At 32.8% G+C, this 23,261-nt stretch carries 12 protein-coding genes; 6 read left to right on the forward strand and 6 right to left on the reverse strand.

Going from position 1 to position 23,261, the window contains the following annotated elements:
* Positions 1 to 8 precede the first annotated feature (8 nt).
* Complete coding sequence (locus DW761_RS14225) at positions 9 to 1,034, forward strand: M42 family metallopeptidase (RefSeq protein ID WP_117455541.1); 1,026 nt, start codon at positions 9 to 11, stop codon at positions 1,032 to 1,034.
* An 86-nt stretch (positions 1,035 to 1,120) separates the two neighbouring features.
* Here DW761_RS14225 and DW761_RS14230 read toward each other — a convergent pair whose 3' ends face one another.
* The 3 genes from DW761_RS14230 to DW761_RS21205 form a co-directional block, all read right to left on the reverse strand.
* Entirely contained in the window at positions 1,121 to 12,943 is an 11,823-nt protein-coding gene (locus DW761_RS14230; RefSeq protein ID WP_117518526.1) for a SpaA isopeptide-forming pilin-related protein, read from the reverse strand.
* Positions 12,944 to 13,141: 198 nt separating this feature from the next.
* Complete coding sequence (locus DW761_RS21200) at positions 13,142 to 14,077, reverse strand: GGDEF domain-containing protein (protein WP_199485638.1); 936 nt, start codon at positions 14,075 to 14,077, stop codon at positions 13,142 to 13,144.
* Positions 14,074 to 15,057, reverse strand: coding sequence for a cache domain-containing protein (locus DW761_RS21205; RefSeq protein WP_199485639.1), 984 nt, complete (start codon positions 15,055 to 15,057; stop codon positions 14,074 to 14,076). Before DW761_RS21205 ends, DW761_RS21200 begins: the two co-directional genes overlap by 4 nt.
* A gap of 156 nt (positions 15,058 to 15,213) precedes the next feature.
* Between DW761_RS21205 and DW761_RS14240 the strand changes: the two genes are divergently transcribed.
* A complete protein-coding gene (locus tag DW761_RS14240; RefSeq protein WP_117455534.1) occupies positions 15,214 to 15,858 on the forward strand; it encodes a TMEM165/GDT1 family protein in 645 nt (214 codons plus the stop codon).
* A gap of 58 nt (positions 15,859 to 15,916) precedes the next feature.
* Complete coding sequence (locus DW761_RS14245) at positions 15,917 to 17,668, forward strand: M3 family oligoendopeptidase (RefSeq protein ID WP_117455532.1); 1,752 nt, start codon at positions 15,917 to 15,919, stop codon at positions 17,666 to 17,668.
* Positions 17,669 to 17,798: 130 nt separating this feature from the next.
* Here the strand turns inward: DW761_RS14245 and chbG are convergent, their stop codons facing one another.
* Genes chbG through DW761_RS14260 form a run of 3 tightly spaced genes read right to left on the reverse strand, consistent with a single transcriptional unit; the run spans position 17,799 to position 20,800 of the window.
* On the reverse strand, positions 17,799 to 18,503 hold the full coding sequence (gene chbG, locus DW761_RS14250; RefSeq protein ID WP_117455530.1) for a chitin disaccharide deacetylase: 705 nt from the start codon (positions 18,501 to 18,503) through the stop codon (positions 17,799 to 17,801).
* Positions 18,504 to 18,517: 14 nt separating this feature from the next.
* Positions 18,518 to 19,432, reverse strand: a complete 915-nt coding sequence (locus tag DW761_RS14255; RefSeq protein WP_117455527.1) for an AEC family transporter — start codon at positions 19,430 to 19,432, stop codon at positions 18,518 to 18,520.
* Positions 19,433 to 19,489: 57 nt separating this feature from the next.
* Complete coding sequence (locus tag DW761_RS14260; protein ID WP_117455525.1) at positions 19,490 to 20,800, reverse strand: PTS sugar transporter subunit IIC; 1,311 nt, start codon at positions 20,798 to 20,800, stop codon at positions 19,490 to 19,492.
* 222 nt (positions 20,801 to 21,022) lie between these two features.
* On the opposite strand from DW761_RS14260, the gene DW761_RS14265 reads away from it, so the two are divergent.
* Genes DW761_RS14265 through DW761_RS14275 form a run of 3 tightly spaced genes read left to right on the forward strand, consistent with a single transcriptional unit; the run spans position 21,023 to position 23,226 of the window.
* Complete coding sequence (locus DW761_RS14265) at positions 21,023 to 22,207, forward strand: hypothetical protein (protein ID WP_117455523.1); 1,185 nt, start codon at positions 21,023 to 21,025, stop codon at positions 22,205 to 22,207.
* A gap of 56 nt (positions 22,208 to 22,263) precedes the next feature.
* The gene (locus DW761_RS14270; protein ID WP_117455521.1) at positions 22,264 to 23,016 is read left to right on the forward strand and encodes a MurR/RpiR family transcriptional regulator; all 753 of its coding nucleotides are present in this window, start codon (positions 22,264 to 22,266) and stop codon (positions 23,014 to 23,016) included.
* 3 nt (positions 23,017 to 23,019) lie between these two features.
* A complete protein-coding gene (locus DW761_RS14275; protein ID WP_117455519.1) occupies positions 23,020 to 23,226 on the forward strand; it encodes a hypothetical protein in 207 nt (68 codons plus the stop codon).
* Positions 23,227 to 23,261 lie beyond the last annotated feature (35 nt).

Here is a 23,261-nt window from a genome sequence, read left to right on the forward strand (position 1 = left end):
GGATATTTATGAATAAGGATTATGTATTGAATTTTGCAAAGGAGCTGTTGCACATCGACAGTCCAAGTGGCTACACGAAAGCAGCCATTGACTTTGTGGAGAAAGAAGTCACTGCACTTGGCTATGAAACCAAACGCAGTGCAAAGGGCAACCTGCTGGTGTATGTAAAAGGACAAAGCAGTGAAAAAACCATTGGTTTTTGTGCCCATTGTGATACGCTGGGACTTATGGTACGCTCTATTAAATCAAATGGTTATCTTGCATTAACCACTGTTGGCGGACCAATGCTTCCAACTCTTGATGGAGAATATTGTAATATTCATACAAGAGATGGCGAAGTATATACAGGTACGATATTAAGTACAACACCTGCTGTACATGTATATCCAGATGCCAGCAAAACACCACGCACCATTGACAATATGGAAGTCAGAATTGATGAAGTAGTAAAAACAAAAGAAGATGTAGAAAAACTGGGTATTGCTAACGGTGATTTTGTGGCATATGATTCTAAAGTAACCATCACAGACAGCGGCTTTATCAAGTCCCGTTTCCTAGATGATAAAATTAGTGTGGCGATTTTGACTGGTGTATTAAAAGAACTGAAAGATCAAAATATCACACCTGCATATGATTGTATCTTTATGATGAGTACATATGAAGAAGTCGGTCATGGCATGTCATGGATTCCAGAAGAAATAGATGAATTAATTGCTGTAGATATGGGATGTATTGGTCTTGACTTAGCATGTACAGAATACGATGTCAGCATTTGTGCAAAAGATTCCAGTGGTCCATATGATTATGAAATGACCAGCAAATTAATCGATTTAGCAAAGAAAAACGAACTGCCATATGCTGTAGATATCTATCCTCAGTATGGCAGCGATGTCAGTGCAGCATTAAAAGGTGGAAACAACATTCGTGGTGCTTTAATTGGCCCGGGTGTTCACGCAAGCCATGGTATGGAGCGTACACATTATCAAGGTGTAGAAGCCACTATGAAACTGGTATTGGCCTACATTCAAGAATAAAGCTTAAGCGCTGTGTCACTTATTGTGATACAGCTTTTTCTATATTCAAAAAAGGCTCTGATATGTTTATATCAGAACCTTTTCATTTAAGCCTTTCTATTCAATGTCCATAATTTTCTGATCAAGACACCTAGTGCCATCACAGATACAGACAACATGGCAAGATACATATTGACCTGCGTTTGATCACCTGTGTCAACTGGCGGCGTTGGTGTAATCACTTCATCCACTTTTCGCTCATCCACAACAACAAGTTTATCAACGACTTTGCCATCCACAAGCAATACACCATTTTCTGTTAATGTGAAGGCAAGGTCTTTCGCTAATTGATAACCATCTGGTGCCATAGTTTCTTTCAGGATATAATCCCCTGCCGGTACTCCGACAAATTGATCCATACCCTTTGAAGTCCACTTCAATTCATTACCCGCATAATCCTTCATAACTTCCATGGTATGCGTATCATAGATAACAAATTGTGCACCTTCTAATACATTACCACTGTCTTTATCATGTTTTTCAACAATCAAATTGGTAAGTGTATTTTGCATTGTGACCTTTTGAACAAATTGTTCATTCGGTCCTAAATCCTTTTCTTCTACGATAAAGCTGATATCATTTGCCAGTGTATATCCAGCAGGTGCTTTGGTTTCTTTTAATGTATACTGCTCGCCTGCCTTCAATAAATTGATAGCTACATGTGCTTCTTTATCTGTTGTCCATGTATCTACAACGTTACCATCTTTATCTAATAATTCTAAGGTTGCATTCGCAAGCGGATTACCTTTTTCATCCACTTTATCAAAACTTACGATAACATCCGGTTCATACCATACGATATTGCCTTCTTCATCCAGTTTTGCGGTACCTTTTCCATCGTCAAAGTTTGTAAGAACAACTTCTCCATTTTTCATCGCAAAGGTGATGGTGATTGGATGTTCACTTCGCTGACTGCCATCTGGAGCAATCAGTTCTTTAATCATATAATCCTGATTCATCAATACACCTTCAAAACGTAAAATACCATTTTGATCTGTTTTTGCGGTTGCGATCAATTGTGGTTCAGCATCCACATTTCTTGATCTGAAGAATCTAGTCTTTGGCATACGATATAATCCATAAACAGAATTTGGAATCATGTTATCCGGATTGGTTTCACTTACTTTTTTCAATACGATATCTGTACGCTGTAAATCATTGATAACTTCTTTTACTGCTTTATTTGCAGAAGTATCTATCAATTCACCACATTGACCGTTTTCATCAATATGTACCTGATATACAGATTTATGATCGATATAACCAGTAGGAACCTTTGTTTCTTTAATGGTATATGTATGGTTTGCCAGCATCTTTTCAAATGTTACATTTCCAAACTCATCACTAATTGCACTTGCGAACAGTTTACCTGTTTCATCATATGCACTAAATTCAGCACCCTGCAATATTTTTGTGGAATTGCCAGGCAATGCGCCTGTACCTAATGTTTCATCGGAACAACTTTCCACATATGTCGCAAGTTTCTTGAATGTGAATTTTGTACGTAAATTGGTAATTGCAATATCGCTAACTTCCAAAATCATGTCCGTGCCTGATTTACCAATTGTAAAGGATGCTTCGTTGTTTTCCAGCTGATATCCATCTGCGGCTTTTGTTTCCTTAATGACATAATCACCCCATGACAATCCAGAAATCTTCAGATTGCCTTCTTCTCCACTTTCCGCATTCCAGTTACCGGATGCATCTTTCGCATAACTATTTCCTGTAGTGAAATCACCAAGTTTTTTATCACCCTGATATAGTGTAAATACCGCACCATTTAATGCTTCTTTACTTAGATCATCTGTTTTTACCAATTGCATTACACCAGTCGCACGTTCATTATAAATCGTATTGCCCTCTTCTAAGGTAATAGAAGCAGCACTTGTATCATCTAATACAAATTCTTTCACATAAGGTGTTTTTCCTAGAACATAACCATTTGCAGGTGTTGTTTCACTTAAGCGATATGTACCTTTCTGATTCATTGTAAAGGATAATGTACCATCTTCACCAGTTACCTTCGTCATCACATCTTCTGTAACCTCTTTACCATTACCATCTTTGATTCTTTGTAATGTAAACATTGTATTAGGAATCACAGCGTCATCTTCGATATCTTTCTTCACGATATGAAGTGTTCTTTGATATGGCTGATTTTTAACTTCTACGCTAATTACGTCAGGCTGTGTAATTATACCAGCTGTATCCTTGCCAGCAATAGTGAAGAATGTTTTATTATTCTCAGGCAACTGATATCCATCCTGTGTCTTTGTTTCCTGAATATAATATTTACCTGCTTCTAGTCCAGCTGATAATTCTTTAGAGCCTTCACTGTACCAATTGCCATCCTTATCTGTTGTAAGATTTTGTGCAATCAATTTACCATCTGCATGATATAAATCAAAGACTACATCAGATAAAGCAACACCCTGATCACTTTGTTTTTCAATCTTAACGTGCCCTTTCACAAGCTCATCTGTCATGATAATCGTCTGGTTTTCAACAGAACCTTCTTTGTTATTTATACTCAGTTCACCTTTTCCATCCATAGTAAACTGAATAGGATTTGCAGTGATATAACCATAAGGTGTTTCTACTTCTTTCAACCAATATGTACCCTGTGGCAACATCTTGATTGTATGAATATCTTTATCCGTTGTCCAGCTGTATGGTTCTTCATTTCCTGCTTCACCATTAGTGTCCGCATATATTGCAAGTTTTGCGCCAACAACTACTTCTCCTTTAGCATTTACTTTTTTAAAGTTTGCGGTTGTCTGTACATTGGTGATCTGTAAATGTAGAGAGTCTTTAGATAATGCCACGTTATCACTTTTATGATATTCCACATTATCAAGAGTTCCCTGACGTGTAATATCAAAGGTGATTGCACTATGTAAATTGATATATGGACTATTCTCCATTTTGGATTCTTCCAGCGTATAAGATTTACCAGCTGCTAATTCTTTTGCAAGAGGTTGTCTACTATTACGATCAATCAATACACCTTCAGCATTGCTAATAACTGCCCATTCATTACCATCTGAATCCGTTAGTTTGAATAATTTATCTTTAATCTTGTTTCCAGCATCATCCACCTTCACAATATCAAACTTCAATGCATGATCTGTAAATACATTATCCATTTCTTTACCATTAACACTCCATGAAACGATACCATCTTCATTTACAGTTAATGTACGGTCTTCTTCATAGGAATAACCATTCAACGCTTTTTCTTCATGAACGATATAGGTATTTCCTTGTAGTAGATAACCATCCAACACAATTTCACCATTATCATTTGTGATTAAAGGCTGTTGTTCAGGTGTTTTAAGAAATTTTGAGTCTTCCGCTGGTTTAATAGTGAATTCAACACCACTTTGTAGATTATTCTTATCATCTTTCTTTACTAATGTAGCAGTAATTGGATTATCCTTTACAGTAATCATATTTGCTTTTAAAACGAAATGTTGCTCATCCCATGTACCAACGTTTTTGATTGCTCCATACTCATTCATTTTAAATCGTACAGTGTCAACTACACGTTGATAGCCATCTGGTGCTTTGGTTTCAGATAATTCATAAGTATGACCACCAATCAAAACACCTTCTAATGTTATAACCTGTGAATCTTGATCATTCAAAACACTTTCAATCAATTTATTATGCTCATCAGCATCAAAGTCTTCTGTAACATCTTTAATTGAGAAAGTAGCTCCGGATAATTTATTACTATTCATATCCGTTTTTTGAATAATTACACTATTCTTTTGATTTGTGAGAACTTCACCATCTATGGAACTTACAGAAAGCGTTTTACTATCAATAGTAAATTTGTGTTCTTTAGCATCAAGTTTATAACCATTTGGTGCTTTGGTTTCTACTAATGTATACTCTCCCCATGAAAGATTATCTACTGATATTTTTCCATCTTTATTCGTTGTTAATATTTTGGAATATTTATTTGGTCCCGTTAATGTGAATTCTGCGTCTTCTAACACTGTTTTCTTATCACTATCAACTTTTATCAATTCCATTTTTCCAGTCTTTCTAATATTCTCAATTACAATCAGATTATTTTCGATAGTACTATCTCCAACTTTTAAAGTACCATCTGTCTGAACAGTAAACTCTTTTACTGGATCTTTTGGAACTTCATAACCTACAGGTGTTACAACTTCTGTAATCTGATATGTATGTCCTTGAACTAGATATTTAAAATCATATAAACCATTCACCGTAGTAAATTCTTTATTAGTTTTTGCAGTAACATCATATAAATTGAATGTTGCTTCTATAGGTTGCTTATTTGTTGCATCGATTTTCTTAAGTGATGCTGTAATTGGAGTATTCTCTACGATAACTTTTTTATCATCAGTAGTAGTAGAGCTATTAGAAATATCCGTAATTGTACCATCTTTTTTTACTGTAAATGTAATATCAGGTGCAAGAATGTATCCATCAGGTGCTTTGGTTTCAGTTAATGTATATTTATTTCCGCCAATCAAATTCCAGTTAGAGCTGTATAGAGAAAGATTTCCTTCATCATCAGTTTTTAACCCTGTAATTTCTGATTCAGTAGTATTAGCAAATGTACCTTTTAATGTGAATTCAGCATTTGCTAATACTTTATTTGTATCTTTTTCTTTTTTCAACAGATCAATTTGAATTGGAGCGTTCTTAAATATCACAGTATTATCTTTTAAAGCAATCGTATTATCTGCATTATTTTCAATACTTACTTTACCAGTTTCATCAAATTTTATAATTGGTTGTTTATCCGACATTATATAACCATTTGGTGCTTGGGTTTCTATGATAGTGTACTCAACATTAGGTTTTAATTGAAGTTTAATTGCATCTGATAAAGTTTTTGTTCCTTCACCATCCACAAACTCACCTTTAATACTAAATTCAGCACCAGTTAATTCATTTTTTGATAAATCTTGTTTTTCAATATGCAGAATAATAGGTAAATCTGTGACTTCATTAGTTGTTTCATCAATATCGCAATTTTGTGGATTACTTAACGTAACTGTTCCATCTGTATCTGAAATATTTAATTGGAAACTTCCTTTACGATAACCAGCAGGTGTTTTAGATTCTTCTACTTGATATGTTCCAGATAATAGTTTATATACATCGCCATCTTTATATAGATATGGGATATTTCCTTTTTTCTCATCCAATGTTTGATTTCCATTGCTATTTGTTAATACATAATTACCGTCTTTATATGTCAGATAAGCAACTTCTGTATTACCATCTTTTACAGTAAATTCTGCATCTGTCAATGGTTGTCCACTATTACCTAATTTCGTCAAAGAAACCTTAGAACGTATAATAGGATCAATAAATGTTTGATCATTTGAATTACTAACAGTAATTTCACTTTGATTTTTACCCTCGTTCACTAGCCATGCAGTACCACCATGAGAAGCTGTATCACTATCATCGTTTAAATCAAAATCTACTTCATCTTGTACAACTTCGTATCCATTTACTGTAGATATTTCTTTAATTGTATAGCTTCCATAATATAGACGTTTATTGATTTGTTCTCCATTTTCATCTTTACCTATTAATCTTCCATCTTTATAATCAAAATTACCATTAGAATTTGTAGTGGCGTAGATAAGTGGTGTAGTTTTATTTTCATTTCTAGTAGATATCAAGAATTTGGCGCCAGCTAATGGTTGACTATAATCTTTTTTAGTATAGCTATTTCCATCTAATTCACCATATATCTTATTGATTTGTATTTGTGCGAATTTACGTTGATTCACAATATTATAAGTTTTGTTAGTAGAGTTAATACTACTCCATTGACTTTCATCAACTGAAGCATAATGATCATTAGTTAAAGTTTCTTTAAAGGTATCAGTAAATTTCACATCAACACTTGTTTTTGTGATATTGATATGGATTGCGACCTTATTATGGTCATCCTGTAAATCACTTACTCCACTATTTTCAATTAATAAATAATCACCTACAGGTATATTAGATAAAGTGAAATCACCATTATCATCTGATGAAACTTCATTATTCAAATATGGATAATAAGATCGAATATCATCTGATACACGTAATTCAGTAAGTGTAGATGTATTAGTGATTGCCTCTGAACTTCTTCGATATAGTTTAAATTTCACATTACTTAATGAATTGTTATCTTGATCTTGTTTATGGAATTTCACATTTGTTTTGTACAATTGATTTTGTACATTACCTAAATTCAAGCTAAAAGTATGTATACTTGCATCATAGGTAACTTCTCCACGATTCATTGATATTTCAGATGTATATTTTTCAAAATCTGGTAAATCCGTTATTTCTTTACAAACGTAATCACCATATTCTACATTAACAAACTCCACTTTTCCTAAAGAATCAGAAGTGGCATTATATACTGGTTCACTTGCTACAATACCATTAATCTTACGATATAGACCAAATTCAACACCTTCTAAAGTTTTATCATCAATACCAGTTAAACCTGTGTCATTGTTGTTCATAACCTTAGTTAACGTTACAGTCCCTTTTTCAGGTGTATTGTATAATGTACTATTGTTATTATTTGCAGTATCCAATAAAGGATTAATACTTATCTCTGCTTTCTTTCCATTATACGCTGTTCCATTATCATCATAAAGTTTATTATTTTTATCTTCCACTTCTTTTACAGTAACTTTATATTCATTAGAATTTTCATCATATCCATCTTTCTTTATTTCTTTTAGCGTATATTCACCTACAGGTATATTTGCGAATGTAACTGTTCCATCATCGCCTGATGTTGCTGTATTTGCATAACCAGCATTTGTAGTAGTTGAAGTATCAGCTGTTAAAGTAAATTCTACATCAGCTAATGGCTCTTGATTTCCTTTTACAATATTATGATCAGCTTCTTCACCATCTTGATATTGTACAAATTTTTTAAATATAAGATTTCCTCTAACATAATCGTTTTTCAGAATATTATTCGTTTGATCATACGTTAAACCGTTTGCATTTGTACCATTTTGTAGTTCAAAATTATATTTACTGTTGTTATCTATTGAAACAGTTAAGTTGAATTTTCCTCCAACGTTGTAATAAGTATTTGACTTAATTTCAGTTAATTCATACGTTCCAGGATCAAGTGCATCAATTGTAACTTGTCCATTGTTATCTGTATGAAATATGCGATCTTTAATTTTCCCATTTAAATCTCCAGTACCGTGAAGTAAGAAACTATATCCTTCCCCAGCTGATTTATAATTTGCAACTGTTCCATCTTTCTTTAAAGTATCTGGAATTTGTTTTGTGAATGAGAATTTTGCTGTATCTAATGGAGTGTTCTCAACAACAATTTCATGCACTGGTTCAATTTTATCACCGGCTTTACCATAACGAATATTAATGACTTTTCTATTATCAATATAAAACTCTTTATTCAATTCATCATCAGAATGTGTGGCAATATCCATGAAGTAAAAATAAACTGGTTCTGCATTCTTTATGTATCCTAAAGGTGCTTCTGTTTCTTCTAATTTATATACGATATTGTCCTTATTCATAATATTTAGAAAATAAGCCATACCTTTTGTTGATAGATTAAGTTTCGTATATTTGCTTATTGGAGTACTATTTATTTTCCAAGTGCTATCACTTCGATTCGTGATTTCATATGCAGATATCTGAAATTTAGCATCATTCAATAACAAATTAGCATTATTTGGTATATTTGTACTATTACTACTTACTTTACGAATCGCAACCTTAGGTCTAGGGCTATTTTGCGCCATATCCTTAAAATCATAGCTTCCATCATATCCACCATCACTTGTATTAGAATTGTCAACTTGGTTTCCTTTTCCATCATCTAAATAAACTTCATTTGCTATTTCTGCTCCTGTTGCAGCTTCATTTAGATAAGTAGTAAAAGTAAGCATATAAGTATTTTTATTATCCTGATCACCAAAATCAATAGAGAAACTTTCATAACCCTCAATCGTGATACTATTTTTTAATTGATCCGTTACATCAGTTTTATTTTCTGTATTAATACTTCCATCTGGATTCATCTGTATTTGATGAATTTTCACACTATCTTGATCTAATTCGTGTATTAACGGTTTATCATCCAGTTTTAAATTTTCAACAAACTTTAAACCTTTTAAATTTGCATGTCCTTTATTAATATAAATTGTCCACGCAATACTACCATCATCTGGATTATAGATACCACCCTTATCCATTCTATTTGGTTTTACTGGAACATTAGCTGCATCTGATGCATTCGTGATTTCGACTGGTGCAACATCTTCACTACCTATAATTTTTCCTGTTAAAACAACATTATTTTCAAATATTTTATCTTTATTCAATTCAGCTTTATCTTCAGAACTATCTTTTTTATATATTGTGTTTAACACATCCGTATTATCTAATTGCGTTGTAAATGTTAAAATATAAGTCTTTCCTGAAATATCGTTTAGATCAAATTTTACTACATCAGTACCTACATCTGGACTCAATGACTCTGTAGTTTCGTTACCATTACGATCTACTATTTTCACACTTTCAAGCTTATCAAAACTAGTATTTTTTTCTAAGGTGTCAGTTACTAATGCATCTTTGATATCTAATTTATTTGGATTTACAGTTACTTTCCATTTGAATAAATGATTTTTATAATCATAACCACCTACTGCATCTTTAATAATCAATGTATTATCTATTTTAATTTCAGCTTCTGTAATAGTGTTTACATTCTTACCATTTACTGTTGCATTAATTTTTGCTTTATTGACAATTCCTATGCCTTTTCCTTGTACAGATAAAACATTTGGATCTTTTAAAACTGCTTGGATTCGATAAACGCGATATTGATTATCCGATAATTCTGGCATCTTAATTGTTAATTTCTTTGTTGAAGTATCTGCATCAGTAAATGTATAATCACTATTCAATACAAGCTTCTTTTCATCAATTTTTGTTGAAGTTGCACGCTCATATTCTGTATAAGATATTTCAAAAGTACTTAAATCATAAGCACCTTTTGGAAACATGTCATCTATGGTAACATCTGTTCCATTTAATGCTTTTACTTCAGCACCCATTTTATTGACTTCTAAATGCCAAACAACATTCTGGGTCAATGGATCATAGCTGATACCTTTTTTTTGCATTACATCAATATTTGTATTCACATCTTTACTAAATGTAACATCATCCCATGGAACTGGATTAGGTCCTATTCCATCTGTATTTTCCCATAATAGATTAACAATATTTCCTATATTTTTATTTCCTATTACGTTAGGATATTTTTCTAAAAAATCACTCATGGAATTACCATGTAAATTTAATTCAGTATTATAACGTACTTTTATTTCTTTACTGTCATCACCACCATGATATTTATCAAAAGGAATAATTAAGACGAATTGTTTTTCTTTTTGCTCATCATCTTCATAATCATTATTGTTTCCATTATCATAAATATAATAGAAAGGTTTATATCTACGGACATTTTCACATATATCTTTCCTGATTTTTTCTACACTTAGTTCTCCAAATGGAATTTTAACATTTTCTATTTTTTCAAGATCATCGATAGGATAAGAATCATTTCCTATAGTGATAGACGTACCAGATAAAAGTTTATGATCAGAGAATACAAATGTATCAACTAAATATCCTTCTTTAAATGTTGGAAGTTTGGTATTAGCTGTTATTGTCCAATTAAAACGTGTACCATTTACATCTTGTTGTTGTCCATCTTTTTTCAAAAAGTAGACTTTCATTTTTGTTGAAACTTCTTCAGATGTAGCCAAATCATTTTTCATATCTTCATCCATCAAAGATGCTTTGTTCATAAATGTTTGATCAAGAGAGCCATTATTAATTAATGACTGATAAGTATTTTCATTTAGCTCTAAAACTACCTTATATGATGCAGTGGTAGAATTTTCAAGAATATCTTCAGCAGGAATCTTATATGTTAACTGTTGTGGCTCAATGACATTTCCTTGTTGATCTTTTACTAAGTTAAAATCTCTAGGTTGATTATCTGTTTTACATATTAATTCTTTTACTTTTAAACCTGAAGGAATATTATCAACTAATTGTTTTCCAACTAATGTTTCTTTAGAGTCATTTGCTTTCAAATCAATTGTATATTCTATTTTAGGTTCTATTACACTTAATGGTGCGTCTTTTTCAATAGAATATTTTGGAACAGATGATGAACCATCTTCACCATCAGAACTACCTATTTCTTTTAATACTAATTTTTCATTTTCAAATTCTACATCTTTTGGTTTATCAGTTAATTCTACATCACTATTTAGTTCTGCTTCAACATTAGCAGTAGCAAAAACTCCTTGTGATTTATACATTTCATAATCAAACTTGATATGTACTACACCATCTTCAATCCAATACCCTCCAATTTTAATTCCATCTTGGTTTTTTAATTCATTTGGTTTTTCTTCGCTATCAACATCTTTTCTAACGAAATTATCCCCTAAATCAAAGGTATATTCTAATTTAGCAATTTTCGCTATTACTTCTGGTGTATTAAGAAAATCACTTACTGCTTTTTCATATGCATCATAATCATCTGATAATACCGGTGCACCTGGAAATCCTAAAACTTGTTCAAAAGTTTCATATAAAAAATCATCATTCAAACTAGCAGAAATACTGAATTTTACTGTCTTATCCTTGCTAGTAATTGTATACCCGCCATTCTTATTTATAACACTGATTTTCACAGATTCAAACCCATCTGGCAAATCTGTTACAAAAGTTTGTTTATAAGGACTGCTTGATGCTAACGTCTGTAAGATTTTATCCTGTACATTTGATGGGAAAATACGCACTGTACTGATTAAAGCTTGTTTAATGGTAGTATTTGGTTTTAAATTGCCATCCTTTTTCACTTCATCTTTAACGTTTTCCGTTGGTTTTTCTTTATCTGTTTTCTCAACTGTTTCTTCTTTTGGTTGTGTGTTCGCTTCTGTTTTATCATCAGAAACTGGTTCATCTTTTGTTGGTTCAGTCTTTGGTTCTTCTTTTGGCTGTTCCTCTTTTGGTTCTTCTTTCTTTACTTCTTCTGTTTTCTGGACAGGCAAAAGGATAGAAAGATTTTTATTTTCTTCCTGTAATGGGAAAGTGATGGTTGTTAAATCTTTTTGATCCTTTGGTAAAGAGAATGTAATAGGGAGTATCGCAAATACTTCACTCATATCCTCTTTTGTGATAGCTTGTGTGAATGTGATATGCAAGATATGTTCTTTATCTAACGTATATTCGCCAATCTGGATCTTTTTATCTTCTTCACGTAATCCATTTTCCTCGTATACTTTTTGATCATATGTAAAAATTGCGACTGGCTCTTTTACTTCATCAATCACGAATTCTTTTGGCAACGTAATGGATAAAGTATCTCCTTTTTGAAGATAATGTTCATCCGTTACTTCAGATATTTGAAGTGTAAAAAGCAGTTGCAGTTCTTTGATTGTTTCTGCATCTGTTTTACTTAAATCCAGAATATCATCTTTGGATTTGATCATGGCAGGTTTTTCTTCGTTTCCTTTTACAAGAATTGAGTCGATCTGCCAATTTAACAGTTCTGTTTGTTTGCTTAAATCTTGTGCCCCTCTTAATTCTTTTTCTGGTTCTTGTTCTTCTTGTTGAACCTCCTGTGGTTCGTCGGTGGTTTCCGTTGTATGTTCAATATCACTATTTGGTTCTGCAAACAACATATTGTTTGGCATCATGGATAAAACCATTAGCATAATGATAAAAAAGCATGCAAATGATTTCCACACTTTATGATATATCATACTCCTTCGTCTTTTACTTTTTTTCATAGATGTTCCCTCCTGTATCCTTTCACAAAAAATATAGCATAGGTAAAATAAAAAAAGAAAAATTATGTCAAAAAAAACTATTTACAATGTGATGTATATGTGATAATAAACAATTATTAGATTTGTAAGGTCATAAATGAACAAAAAAAGTAGAATGATTTGTATAATTTCACTAAATCATTCTACTTTTCGTATATTTTATGAATTTTCTTTATGATAAATGGTGAAACCATTTTTACCGTTTTTCTTTGTTTGATATAACGCGCGGTCTGCGTTTTTATATAATTGTTCAAAGTCAGTTCCTGCATCAGGTGCTATCGCTACACCAATACTTGTGGATATTGGACAAACGACGTCTTTCTCCAGATAATTGTGATGAAGAACCTTTACCAATTGTGCACCTTTTCTTTCCACTTGTTCATAATTATGCACTGGTATGAATGCGACAAATTCATCGCCGCCAATTCTTCCCACGATATCCTGTTCATTAAACTGATTTTTCAAAATATGCGCAAAATCTGCGATTACATGATCTCCTACTGCATGTCCAAAACGATCATTAACCAGTTTAAATGCATCAATATCTAAGATAAAGAATGCGAATAATTGTTCAGGATGCTGATGCAGCATCTGGATGATTTTATCCTGTGTTGTCTTTTTATTATATAAAGAACTCAAATGATCTCGTTCAAGATTTGCCAACAGTTTTTTCTCTTGTGTCTTTTGAGCATCAATATTTTGACGATAAGAGAACATTCTAACGGAATTATCCTCTTCCCATGTGAAGATACGGGCAGTGATACGCATCCAGTAATATCTTATACCATCATCACTAATCATGAAATCATAGGTCAATGATTCTATGCCGTTCTTATATGCATCTAACACATTTTCCGGACTGAATGTTTTTATATATCCTTCCTGATATTCTTCTTTAATCTGTTCTCTAGCAACAATTTTTAATGCCTCATCATAAGGGGTTCCTTTTGGTACACATAAATCTTCAAAGAATTCTTCTGTTTCAATATTGCCAAAGCAATTATGTGTGATATCCAATTCAATGATATTCTGGAACATTTGTTCCGTTGCTTTTTGAAAGATATCTCGATGTTCTTTTTCATGTTTCTGAGTCATACGCACAATCGTATGGTTATATTTTTTAATGATATTGGTAATAATGACCAGTACACAGGTGATACCGCAATAATAACAAGGAATCCTCCAATGATCTGGCTGTTTAAATTCGCCTGTAATTGTGAAGTATCATGGTCAATCAATAGATACCATTCTAGATTATCAATATAGCGACTGACTAAATATCCTTTTCTTTTACCTGAATGATACCAAAAGTCCTGCATATTGGAATCTTTATTCAATATATCCTTCTTTAGCTGCTGAAAGACATCATTTTGAAAAATATTTTTTTCTTTATATGCCGTGTCTGTGGAAGATATTTCTATTGTGCCTTGTGCATTGATCAAATACGTATCAATACCATATTCAGTTTCATATTTTGCCAATAAATTTTGTAAGTTTTTTACTCGAAATCCAACACCAACAACACCAATTGTTTCTTTATTTTCTCCCTTAATGGCACAGTTGATAAACACTGTGATATCATTGTTTGCATTTGCGACTTCATCATTATCGATTTTAATGTCATATTCAGCTTTACTGTTTAAAAAATCATAATACCATTCATTTTCTGGATTATCTTTTGTTAAAATACGATCAAGACCATTGTAGTAATAATATCTGCTTGTTTCTTTTGATACCAGAAAAACAGAATCATAACCATATTTTATACGATATGCATTTAAATAATCCTGCATTTGTTTAATATAAGAATCATCATCTTTTTTCAAAGCTTCTTCACCAAGGAAATCTTTTAATAACACATCATTCGCCATCGTCATGGATACATTGATTGGTTTTGAGAAGATTGTATCAATGTTATGATAAATCCCTTCCGATGTCAGATTAGATACCTCTTCAATATCTTTTTGAAAAATCTGTTTATTTGAATGATAACTGATAATTGATGTTATGAAAAATCCCAAAATGATGATGATACATATAAATAGATTTGTTTTCAACAGCACCTTTTCCTTCATATTATCATTTCCCTTCCTAAAAATAATCATTCTTATTGTATCATATATTAGTGTATAATAGTTATTTTTAGAATATTTAGTAAAATTAATCTTGTTTTGTCCCGTCAAAAAAAGACATAATTGTGAAATCAGCACATAAGCTTTATTGGTGATAACATGTTATTTCATACATTTATATTAGTATTTCTTGCCGAAATGGCAGATAAAACACAGCTTATGATGATGGCCTTATGCAATCGTTATAAGACGCGCAATGTAGTCATTGGAATGGGACTTGGTATCTGTATGATATCTGCTTTATCTGTATGCGCTGGTGATTTAATTGGTGATTATATTCCTATCAAAGTTGTAAAAATGGCAGCTGCGATGATGTTTTTGGGTTTTGGCTTATGGAATCTTAGAGATGGTAAAGAGGAGGAAGGAAAAGATATTTCCGTTCGTTTTCCTGTATTGTCCATTGCTTTTACCTTTATGCTTGCGGAATTAGGGGATAAAACACAACTTGCGACCGTTGCCCTTGCGGCTGATCATATGGATGCACATATGGCTGTCTTTCTGGGTGGTGCTTTCGGCTTATTCCTTGCAAATCTAATTGGTATCTTTGCGGGTAAATTAATATTCTCACATGTAAGTCAAAATACTGTAAAAGTAGGCAGTTCTTATTTCTTTCTGTTATTTGGTTCTATTACTTTATTTGAAGCTGTCACGGTTTCATTACCGGTGATTGTCATTTACAGCATCTTTTTGATCACGATTGCTTATTTAATTTATGTACATGCCAGAAAAACTTCTTTATCATAGCGCATATTTCTATTCATCCGTGATATAATAGAAAATGATGAAAAAAAGGAGTTTTTTTATGAAAGAATGGTCGTTAGATATCCTGTATAAAGGATACGATGATCCTGAATTTACACAGGATCTGGATAAGCTTACAAATTTAATTAATGAAATCAAAGAATACAGCAAATCTTTGACTCGCGATGATGAAGTGAAAACACTTTGTACCATGATGGATTTATTAGAACGTTTACAATTATTAGAATATCCGCTATTCGTATATGTGAATTTGCGTCAAAGCACGGATACAACAGATGTAGAAACTTCAAACTATCAAACACGTTTGATGGCACTGACTGCTTCTATCAGTAAAGCGATTTCTATCTTTAACCGCTATATTGCGGAAACAGAAGCATTAGATGCTTATATCGAAGAAAATGAACAGTTGCATGCTTATGCTTATTTATTGAAAAGCACGAAACGTGATGCAAAATATCAGTTGAGTGATGAAGTGGAAGATGTCATTTCCAAGATGGATTTAAATGCCGGCAGTGCCTGGTCTAACTTGCGTGAATTTGTGACTTCTACCATGAATGTGGTATATCGTGGAGAAGACAGTAATCTGTCCGCTGTAAGAAATCTTGCCTATGATGGAGATCCACAGGTTAGAAAAGATGCCTATGAAGCAGAACTTACTTCTTATGAACAGGTTAAAGATAGTATTGCTTTTGCTTTAAACAGTATCAAAGGACAAGCAAATACGATTAGTGAATTACGTGGCTATACTTCCCCATTAGATATGACGTTACATCAATCCCGTATGAAAAAAGAAACATTAGATGCCATGTTTACAGCGATGAAAGAATATTTCCCTAAATTTCATGCATATTTAAAACAGAAAGCAAAATTACTGGGACATGCAAATGGGCTTCCTTGGTATGATTTATTTGCACCACTTGGTGAAAATCATAAACGTTATAGTATCGATGAAGCAAAACAATATCTGTTAGATCATTTCAGACCATTTGCGGATGATATGGCAGATATGATGGAGCGTGCATTTGATGAATCATGGATTGATTTCTATCCGAAAAAAGGAAAAGTCGGTGGCGCCTTCTGTGAAAACCTTCCATTTGTGAAACAAAGCCGTGTCTTAACCAATTATGATGGCTCATTAGGTGATATTGTGACGCTGGCGCATGAGCTAGGACATGCTTATCATGGCTTGATGATTGAAGATCACCGTCCATTAAATTGGGATTATTCAATGCCAGTGGCAGAAACAGCAAGTACATTTAATGAAAATATCATTATGAATGCGGCAATTGATGCTGCTGATCATGATGAAAAAATCGTATTAATTGAAACACAGCTGCAGGATTTAACTCAGATTATGTGTGATATCTATTCTCGTTTCTTATTTGAACAGGAAGTATTTGAAAGACGTAAAAATGAATTCTTAAATGCTGAAGAATTAAAAAACATTATGCTGGAAGCACAGAAAGAAGCGTATGGAGATGGACTTGATCCAGAATATTTGCATCCATATATGTGGATCAATAAGTCACATTACTATTCTGCTGATTTGAATTTCTATAACTTCCCTTATGCATTTGGCGGTTTATTCGCAAGAGGTCTAGTTGTAAAATATCAGGAAATGGGCGATGCCTTTGTGGATAAATATCGTGAAATGCTAAAAGCCACAACAGTGATGGATGTGGAAGAAGTAGCTGATATCATGGATATTGATTTAACAGATATCAACTTCTGGAGAAGTGCATTGGATACAGCTGCCAAACGTATTGATGAATTCTTAGAATTAACAAAATAAAAAAATAGCGCAAGCCTTTGTGAAAAAGGAATTGCGCTATTTTTTTAGATGATATTTTTCTGAATTATTTTTCAATATTTTAATATGATAAATAAAAAACGATTTTCAAAGATTCAATCCCTGAAGTTATCTATCGGTTTCCATAATTCGTAAGTTGGATGTGGTGTTGTTCAATAAATTTTATCAACTGCTTATCGCATAAAACATCCAATTCTTTTACACGAGCTGTATGATAACTTGATGAACGATATAATTCTAAATCACAATATCCAGGATGCGTCATAATTTCAATATTTTCTTCCTTGTGTGATGCAAGTAAAGAAATCAAAGCTTCAACCGTAGCAGTTTGATCATAAAATCCTGTCACAAATGTGAAATCAGAATATCTTCTCATTGGAAGAGCATATTCTTTCGCCAGTTTTTCTGATATAGGCAACATTCCTTTTGCATCATGTACACTATGATGAGAATCAAGATGATCTGGTTTTTTATGAAATATATCAATAAATTTTTCTATTTGCGCTTTAAATTCTTCATATACTTCTTCAGGCTTTATTTGATCAAGTGTTTCATAGAATTGCTTCTTATTTTTAAAATATCCGTTGTTTAATGTTAAAGAGGGTGCACCGGTTAAAGATTTACCAAGTGTCAAGGTTAAATGAACCCCCATTCCCAAATCAGGTAAATCTTCAATCAATTCTGCACCATAAGCGATATATGGCATATTCGTTAATACGGTAGTAGAGCGTATGATTCCATTCTTATATCCATAAATAATGCCTTCTGTTACTCCTTTGGTATAGCCAAAATCATCTGCATTGATTATTAATTTCATTGTGATCTCCTTTCTTAAAGCCAGCTTTGGGCAATTGTGATAATAAATGGTAGTGTAATCATTGATAATATTGTGGATAAACATATCGTTTTGACACTATATAAATATTCTTTATCATATAAAGAAGCAAAAATTGCGATATTACTGCCTACCGGCGCACTTGCGGCGATTAGGATGGCCAAACGTATTTCCTTAGATATAAATGGAAATAAGCGCATCATACATAATGTAAACAATGGTATAATCAGCAATCGTACCATACTTGAAAAAAACAATTTTTTATCATGAAACATGGATAAAAATGATATCTGTGCCAAATATACGCCACTAATCAACATAGCCAAAGGAGTATTTAACCCAGCAACTGCCTGTAACAGGGTATTTCCCATTTCCGGCATCGGCAGCTTGCAAAAGAAAATTACACAACCAAGGATGGTAGATATCACAATGGGATTCATGAACAGTTTTTTAAATGAAATAACTTGTTGATCCTGTGTCATAATAAATAAGCCATAGGTCCATTGCAAGATATTTAACAAAGCAATATATGCGGCTATATAAAACACTGCATTTTCACCAATTGCGGCTTGTACCAATGGAATACCAATAAATCCGGCATTAGAAAAACAGGACGCAAAGTTATCTAATGGATGAACCTTTTTGAATAATAGATAAGATATCGTTATCGCAAGTAATAAGGATAATACAGATAGCATAGCGGATAAAAACAATCCCTGTACCCGTATATCCGTTTTTTCTACGCAAAAGCTTTTTATGATCACAAGTGGAATCACTACATATAATAATAAGTTTCCAAATTCTTTAGAGCCTTGTACGGTAAGCTTTTTACGTTTATAAAGCATTACACCAATCAACATGAATATAAACATCATAATGATTTGTTTTAATAAAATCATACCAATTTCCATAATTACCTCCCAGAAATAAAGAACCCAGCTTACCAGCAAGCTGAGCCCTTTTTCGTTTTATGCTTCTTCCTGTGCTTCCTTTGCCAGCAGCTGTTTATCATATGTTTTCAAGAATGGGAAAACAATAAAGCAGTCAACAACCAGCAGCGCAAACCATACAATGATCGTTTTCCAATCCATCGTTGCCAAGAATGCCTGTAAAGGTCCTGGCACTGTAAATGGCAATGTCACAAAGAAACGTCCAATAATATTTGCGTCCATCAATAAATATGCTACAGAGAAATTTAACATGGAACAGATCAATAATGGCATATATGTAAATACATTTAATACTGTAGGAATACCGAAAATCATTGGTTCATTGATATTAAACAAAGTAGGTATCAGTGCAACACGAGATACACTCTTCATCTGTGCAGATTTACACATCAACAACATGACGATTAACATTGCCGTATAGGTAATCCAGTTTCCAAACACACTATTGACTGCACCAGAGAAAATCTGTGGTAAAGGTAAATTATTTGCATATGCATCAGCATTTAAAGCCAATCCCATTGTTGTTATTGGACTAACAACTACGGAAACCATGTTTGCACCATGAATACCAAAGAACCAGAAGGTTGTCATTAAGAAGTTGATCAGTAAAATACTTGGTAAACTTCCTGATGCTGAAATCAATGGCTGGAATAATTTATAGATCAGCATTGTTAATCCACCACCAGTAAGATCAGTACTTAACATATTTAAGAATAAAAATAAAATAACATTAAATCCTAATGGTAATAATACGTTAAATGGTGCGGCAACATTTGGAGGTACTGCTGCAGGCATCTTAATACAAATATTCTTTTTGATAAAGAAACGGTTGATTTCCACAACAATAATCGCAATTAATAAACCAGTAAACATTGCGCCAGCACCCAGTTGACCTGCCTGGATCGTTGCTCCATCAGGAAAACCTGCGATACATAAGAATACAAGCAATGCGGCAATCATATTATTAATACCATCCATTTCATATGATTTTGCCAAACGATAAGATACACCAGCTACAACGTATATAGAAATAATTCCAATCGTTAAGTAATAAGGTATCATCAGTGTTGCGTTATAGGTTGCAGCCCAAGACTGCCAGCCTAATAATAATCCATTGAAGAAGTTTGTATTTTCTAATCCAGCAGGTACTGGAGGAATAGCAAGTATCATTGCAAGACCTCCAATAATTGTTAATGGGATTAAAATAGACATCCCATCACGAATGGCTGCCATATGACGCTGATTTCCCAGTTTTGTAGCGAACGGCAATATTTTTTCTTCCATAAACCCCTGGAATCTATCCATAATTCCTTGTTTTGATTCAGACATAAAAATCCTTTCTCTCCTTTCCAGCTATTTGCTGAAGTTTCCTAAATCGGTTATTTGATAACGCTTCTTATGTGCACCTAAGAAATGTTATCGCTTCCAACCACAATTACAGTCTAGCATATTTGAATGAACCATTCAATACTTTTTTTAATTTTTTGAATTATATTTGCATTTTGCTTTTTCATGTGTTTTAATATTAGTGAAGAAAGGAGAGATAAAAGTATGAAGACTAGTTTCTTTAAACGGGATGTAACTCCTGATAGATCTTGCAGAATGGGTGGTTACGATAGAAAACAAAAAAGTACTGGAGTTTTAGATCCTATACAGGTGAATTATATGAGTTTAGAAGTTGATCAAAAAGTGATACTGTTTGCGATGATTGACTGTATTTGTCTTGAAAAAAGTTTTGTAGAAGAAATTCAGGAAGAAGTATCTAAGATTATTGGTATTGCAAAGCATCAAATCATCATCAGCTGTATTCATACACATTCAGCCCCCTGTTACTTTAAATTGACATTTGAATCGGTTCCGGCTGAAACAGCGTTGACCCAAAACCTAAAAGAACAAATAAAAAAAGATCTGTTATATTGTCATCAGCACATGCAAATAAGTACTTTACAATATGAAACTTGTATGATAGATGGACTATATGGCAATCGTAATGTAAAAGATGGCTGGAGTGATAAATCATTTCATGTATTAAAATTCTTTCATAACAATCAATTAATCGGAAGCTTTGTAAATATCAGTACACATCCTACATTACTAAATGGCAATAATCTTTTATTGAGTGCTGATTTATTAGGACATGTACGAAATCAATTAGAAGAACAACTACAAGCTCCTGTTTTTATCAGTAATGGCACATGTGGAGATGTTTCCACCAGATTTTATCGAGATGGTCATGAAGATTTAGATCAGATTGCGCACGCGATTCTCCAACAATATAACCAGAAAAAAACAACAGAAAACATCACTTTAGATCAATGTGAACTTAAAGATATCGCATACGATAGTACATCTGATTTTAAAAATGATCCAATTCATTTATCGATTAGAAAACGTGTTGAAGCTGATGATACAAATCCCATGAAAGATTTATTTTTACATAAATGTGATATCAAAGAAGCTATGGGAAAGTTTACCTTGCAACTTCGTTCATTGATTATCGATTATGGTAACATCATGATAATTACTTTACCTGGGGATATTTTAAGCGCATTTGGAAAAAAAATAAAAGCGGCTTTTCCAAATAAAATTGTCATTTTTATCTGTTATAGTGGAAATTATTGTAACTATTTTGTCCCTGAAGAAGAATATGGAAAATATTTTGAAACATTTAATTCAAGACTTCAAATTGGAGAAGCTGATAAGTTCATTCAAAAAATCATTAATCTAGCTAAATGAGATATTTATATTGATTTAAACAAACGAATCAGTTATGATGAATCTGGTGATGAAAAATGAATCCTTATGAATTAATTGATTTAAAGAAAAGCTCGTTTACAAAAACCGATCTGCATATCGTAGATCTGGTCACAAAAAATGCGGATGCAATTTTCCGTAACGCAACCATTACAAATCTTGCGAAAGAATATGGCATCTCACAAGCCTCATTAACTCGTTTTATCCAAAAGCTGGGTTATCCATCTTATAGTGAATTTAAATTCGATATTTATCGAAGTGAAAAACAGTCATTAACAAATGAAGGCGGCAGCGAAAGTATTTTAGAGTCTTACAGCAATCTTATACTGCAAATGCGCAATGTGTTAAAAGATGATGATTTACAGATGATTGCTAAAGAAATCGCACAAGCTAGAAATGTTGTGACGATTGGTATGCACAAAAGTTATTTACCTGCACAATCATTTCAATATAATATGTTGAAACTGGCGAAACCATCCATTGCCTTTAATGCTGATGATCGACATGAAATCAAACATTTTATTACTTCTGAAGACGTCGTACTGTTATTTACTGCAGAAGGTGATAGTGCCAAGGAATTTATTGATGAATTTAAAGATAGAGAAGTTTCCATCATTCTAATTACCATGAATGATAAAACATCTATAAAGAAATATGCAAAACATGTGATTTGGCTGCCTAACAGCAGAAACCAGAATATGCATAAATATTTAGAAAATCAGGTTTTCTTTTTGGTATTTGCTGATTTATTAACCAGCTATGTTGCAAAAGAAATACAGAAAGGAGAATAGATCATGATCGTAATCAATTGTGCGCTAATGCAAAATGAAATCATATCATTTGTAGAAGCATATCATGAAAGCATCCACTTTGAAAAGAAAGCGGGCATTGGATTGCAATTTTCATCAGATGATGAAAAAACGTTGGCACCTGAAATAAAAAAAGCTTTGAAAGCAGATCCACGCTTCAAAGCATTATTCTTCAATGTCGAGGTAAAATAAAAAAGCCCCGCTCTGGGAGAAGCGGGAACTTTTTT

The organism is Absiella sp. AM29-15, from assembly GCF_003434225.1.
Lineage (GTDB): Bacteria > Bacillota_I > Bacilli_A > Erysipelotrichales > Erysipelotrichaceae > Hoskinsella > Hoskinsella hominis.

Excerpts from the sequence above, each read along its gene's own strand:
- DW761_RS14230 (WP_117518526.1), bottom strand. The coding sequence starts at position 12,943 with ATGAAAAAAAGTAAAAGACGAAGGAGTATGATATATCATAAAGTGTGG.
- DW761_RS14240 (WP_117455534.1), top strand. The coding sequence starts at position 15,214 with ATGTTATTTCATACATTTATATTAGTATTTCTTGCCGAAATGGCAGAT.
- DW761_RS14265 (WP_117455523.1), top strand. The coding sequence starts at position 21,023 with ATGAAGACTAGTTTCTTTAAACGGGATGTAACTCCTGATAGATCTTGC.
- DW761_RS14260 (WP_117455525.1), bottom strand. The coding sequence starts at position 20,800 with ATGTCTGAATCAAAACAAGGAATTATGGATAGATTCCAGGGGTTTATG.
- chbG (WP_117455530.1), bottom strand. The coding sequence starts at position 18,503 with ATGAAATTAATAATCAATGCAGATGATTTTGGCTATACCAAAGGAGTA.
- DW761_RS21200 (WP_199485638.1), bottom strand. The coding sequence starts at position 14,077 with ATGACTCAGAAACATGAAAAAGAACATCGAGATATCTTTCAAAAAGCA.
- DW761_RS21205 (WP_199485639.1), bottom strand. The coding sequence starts at position 15,057 with ATGAAGGAAAAGGTGCTGTTGAAAACAAATCTATTTATATGTATCATC.
- DW761_RS14225 (WP_117455541.1), top strand. The coding sequence starts at position 9 with ATGAATAAGGATTATGTATTGAATTTTGCAAAGGAGCTGTTGCACATC.
- DW761_RS14270 (WP_117455521.1), top strand. The coding sequence starts at position 22,264 with ATGAATCCTTATGAATTAATTGATTTAAAGAAAAGCTCGTTTACAAAA.
- DW761_RS14245 (WP_117455532.1), top strand. The coding sequence starts at position 15,917 with ATGAAAGAATGGTCGTTAGATATCCTGTATAAAGGATACGATGATCCT.
- DW761_RS14255 (WP_117455527.1), bottom strand. The coding sequence starts at position 19,432 with ATGGAAATTGGTATGATTTTATTAAAACAAATCATTATGATGTTTATA.
- DW761_RS14275 (WP_117455519.1), top strand. The coding sequence starts at position 23,020 with ATGATCGTAATCAATTGTGCGCTAATGCAAAATGAAATCATATCATTT.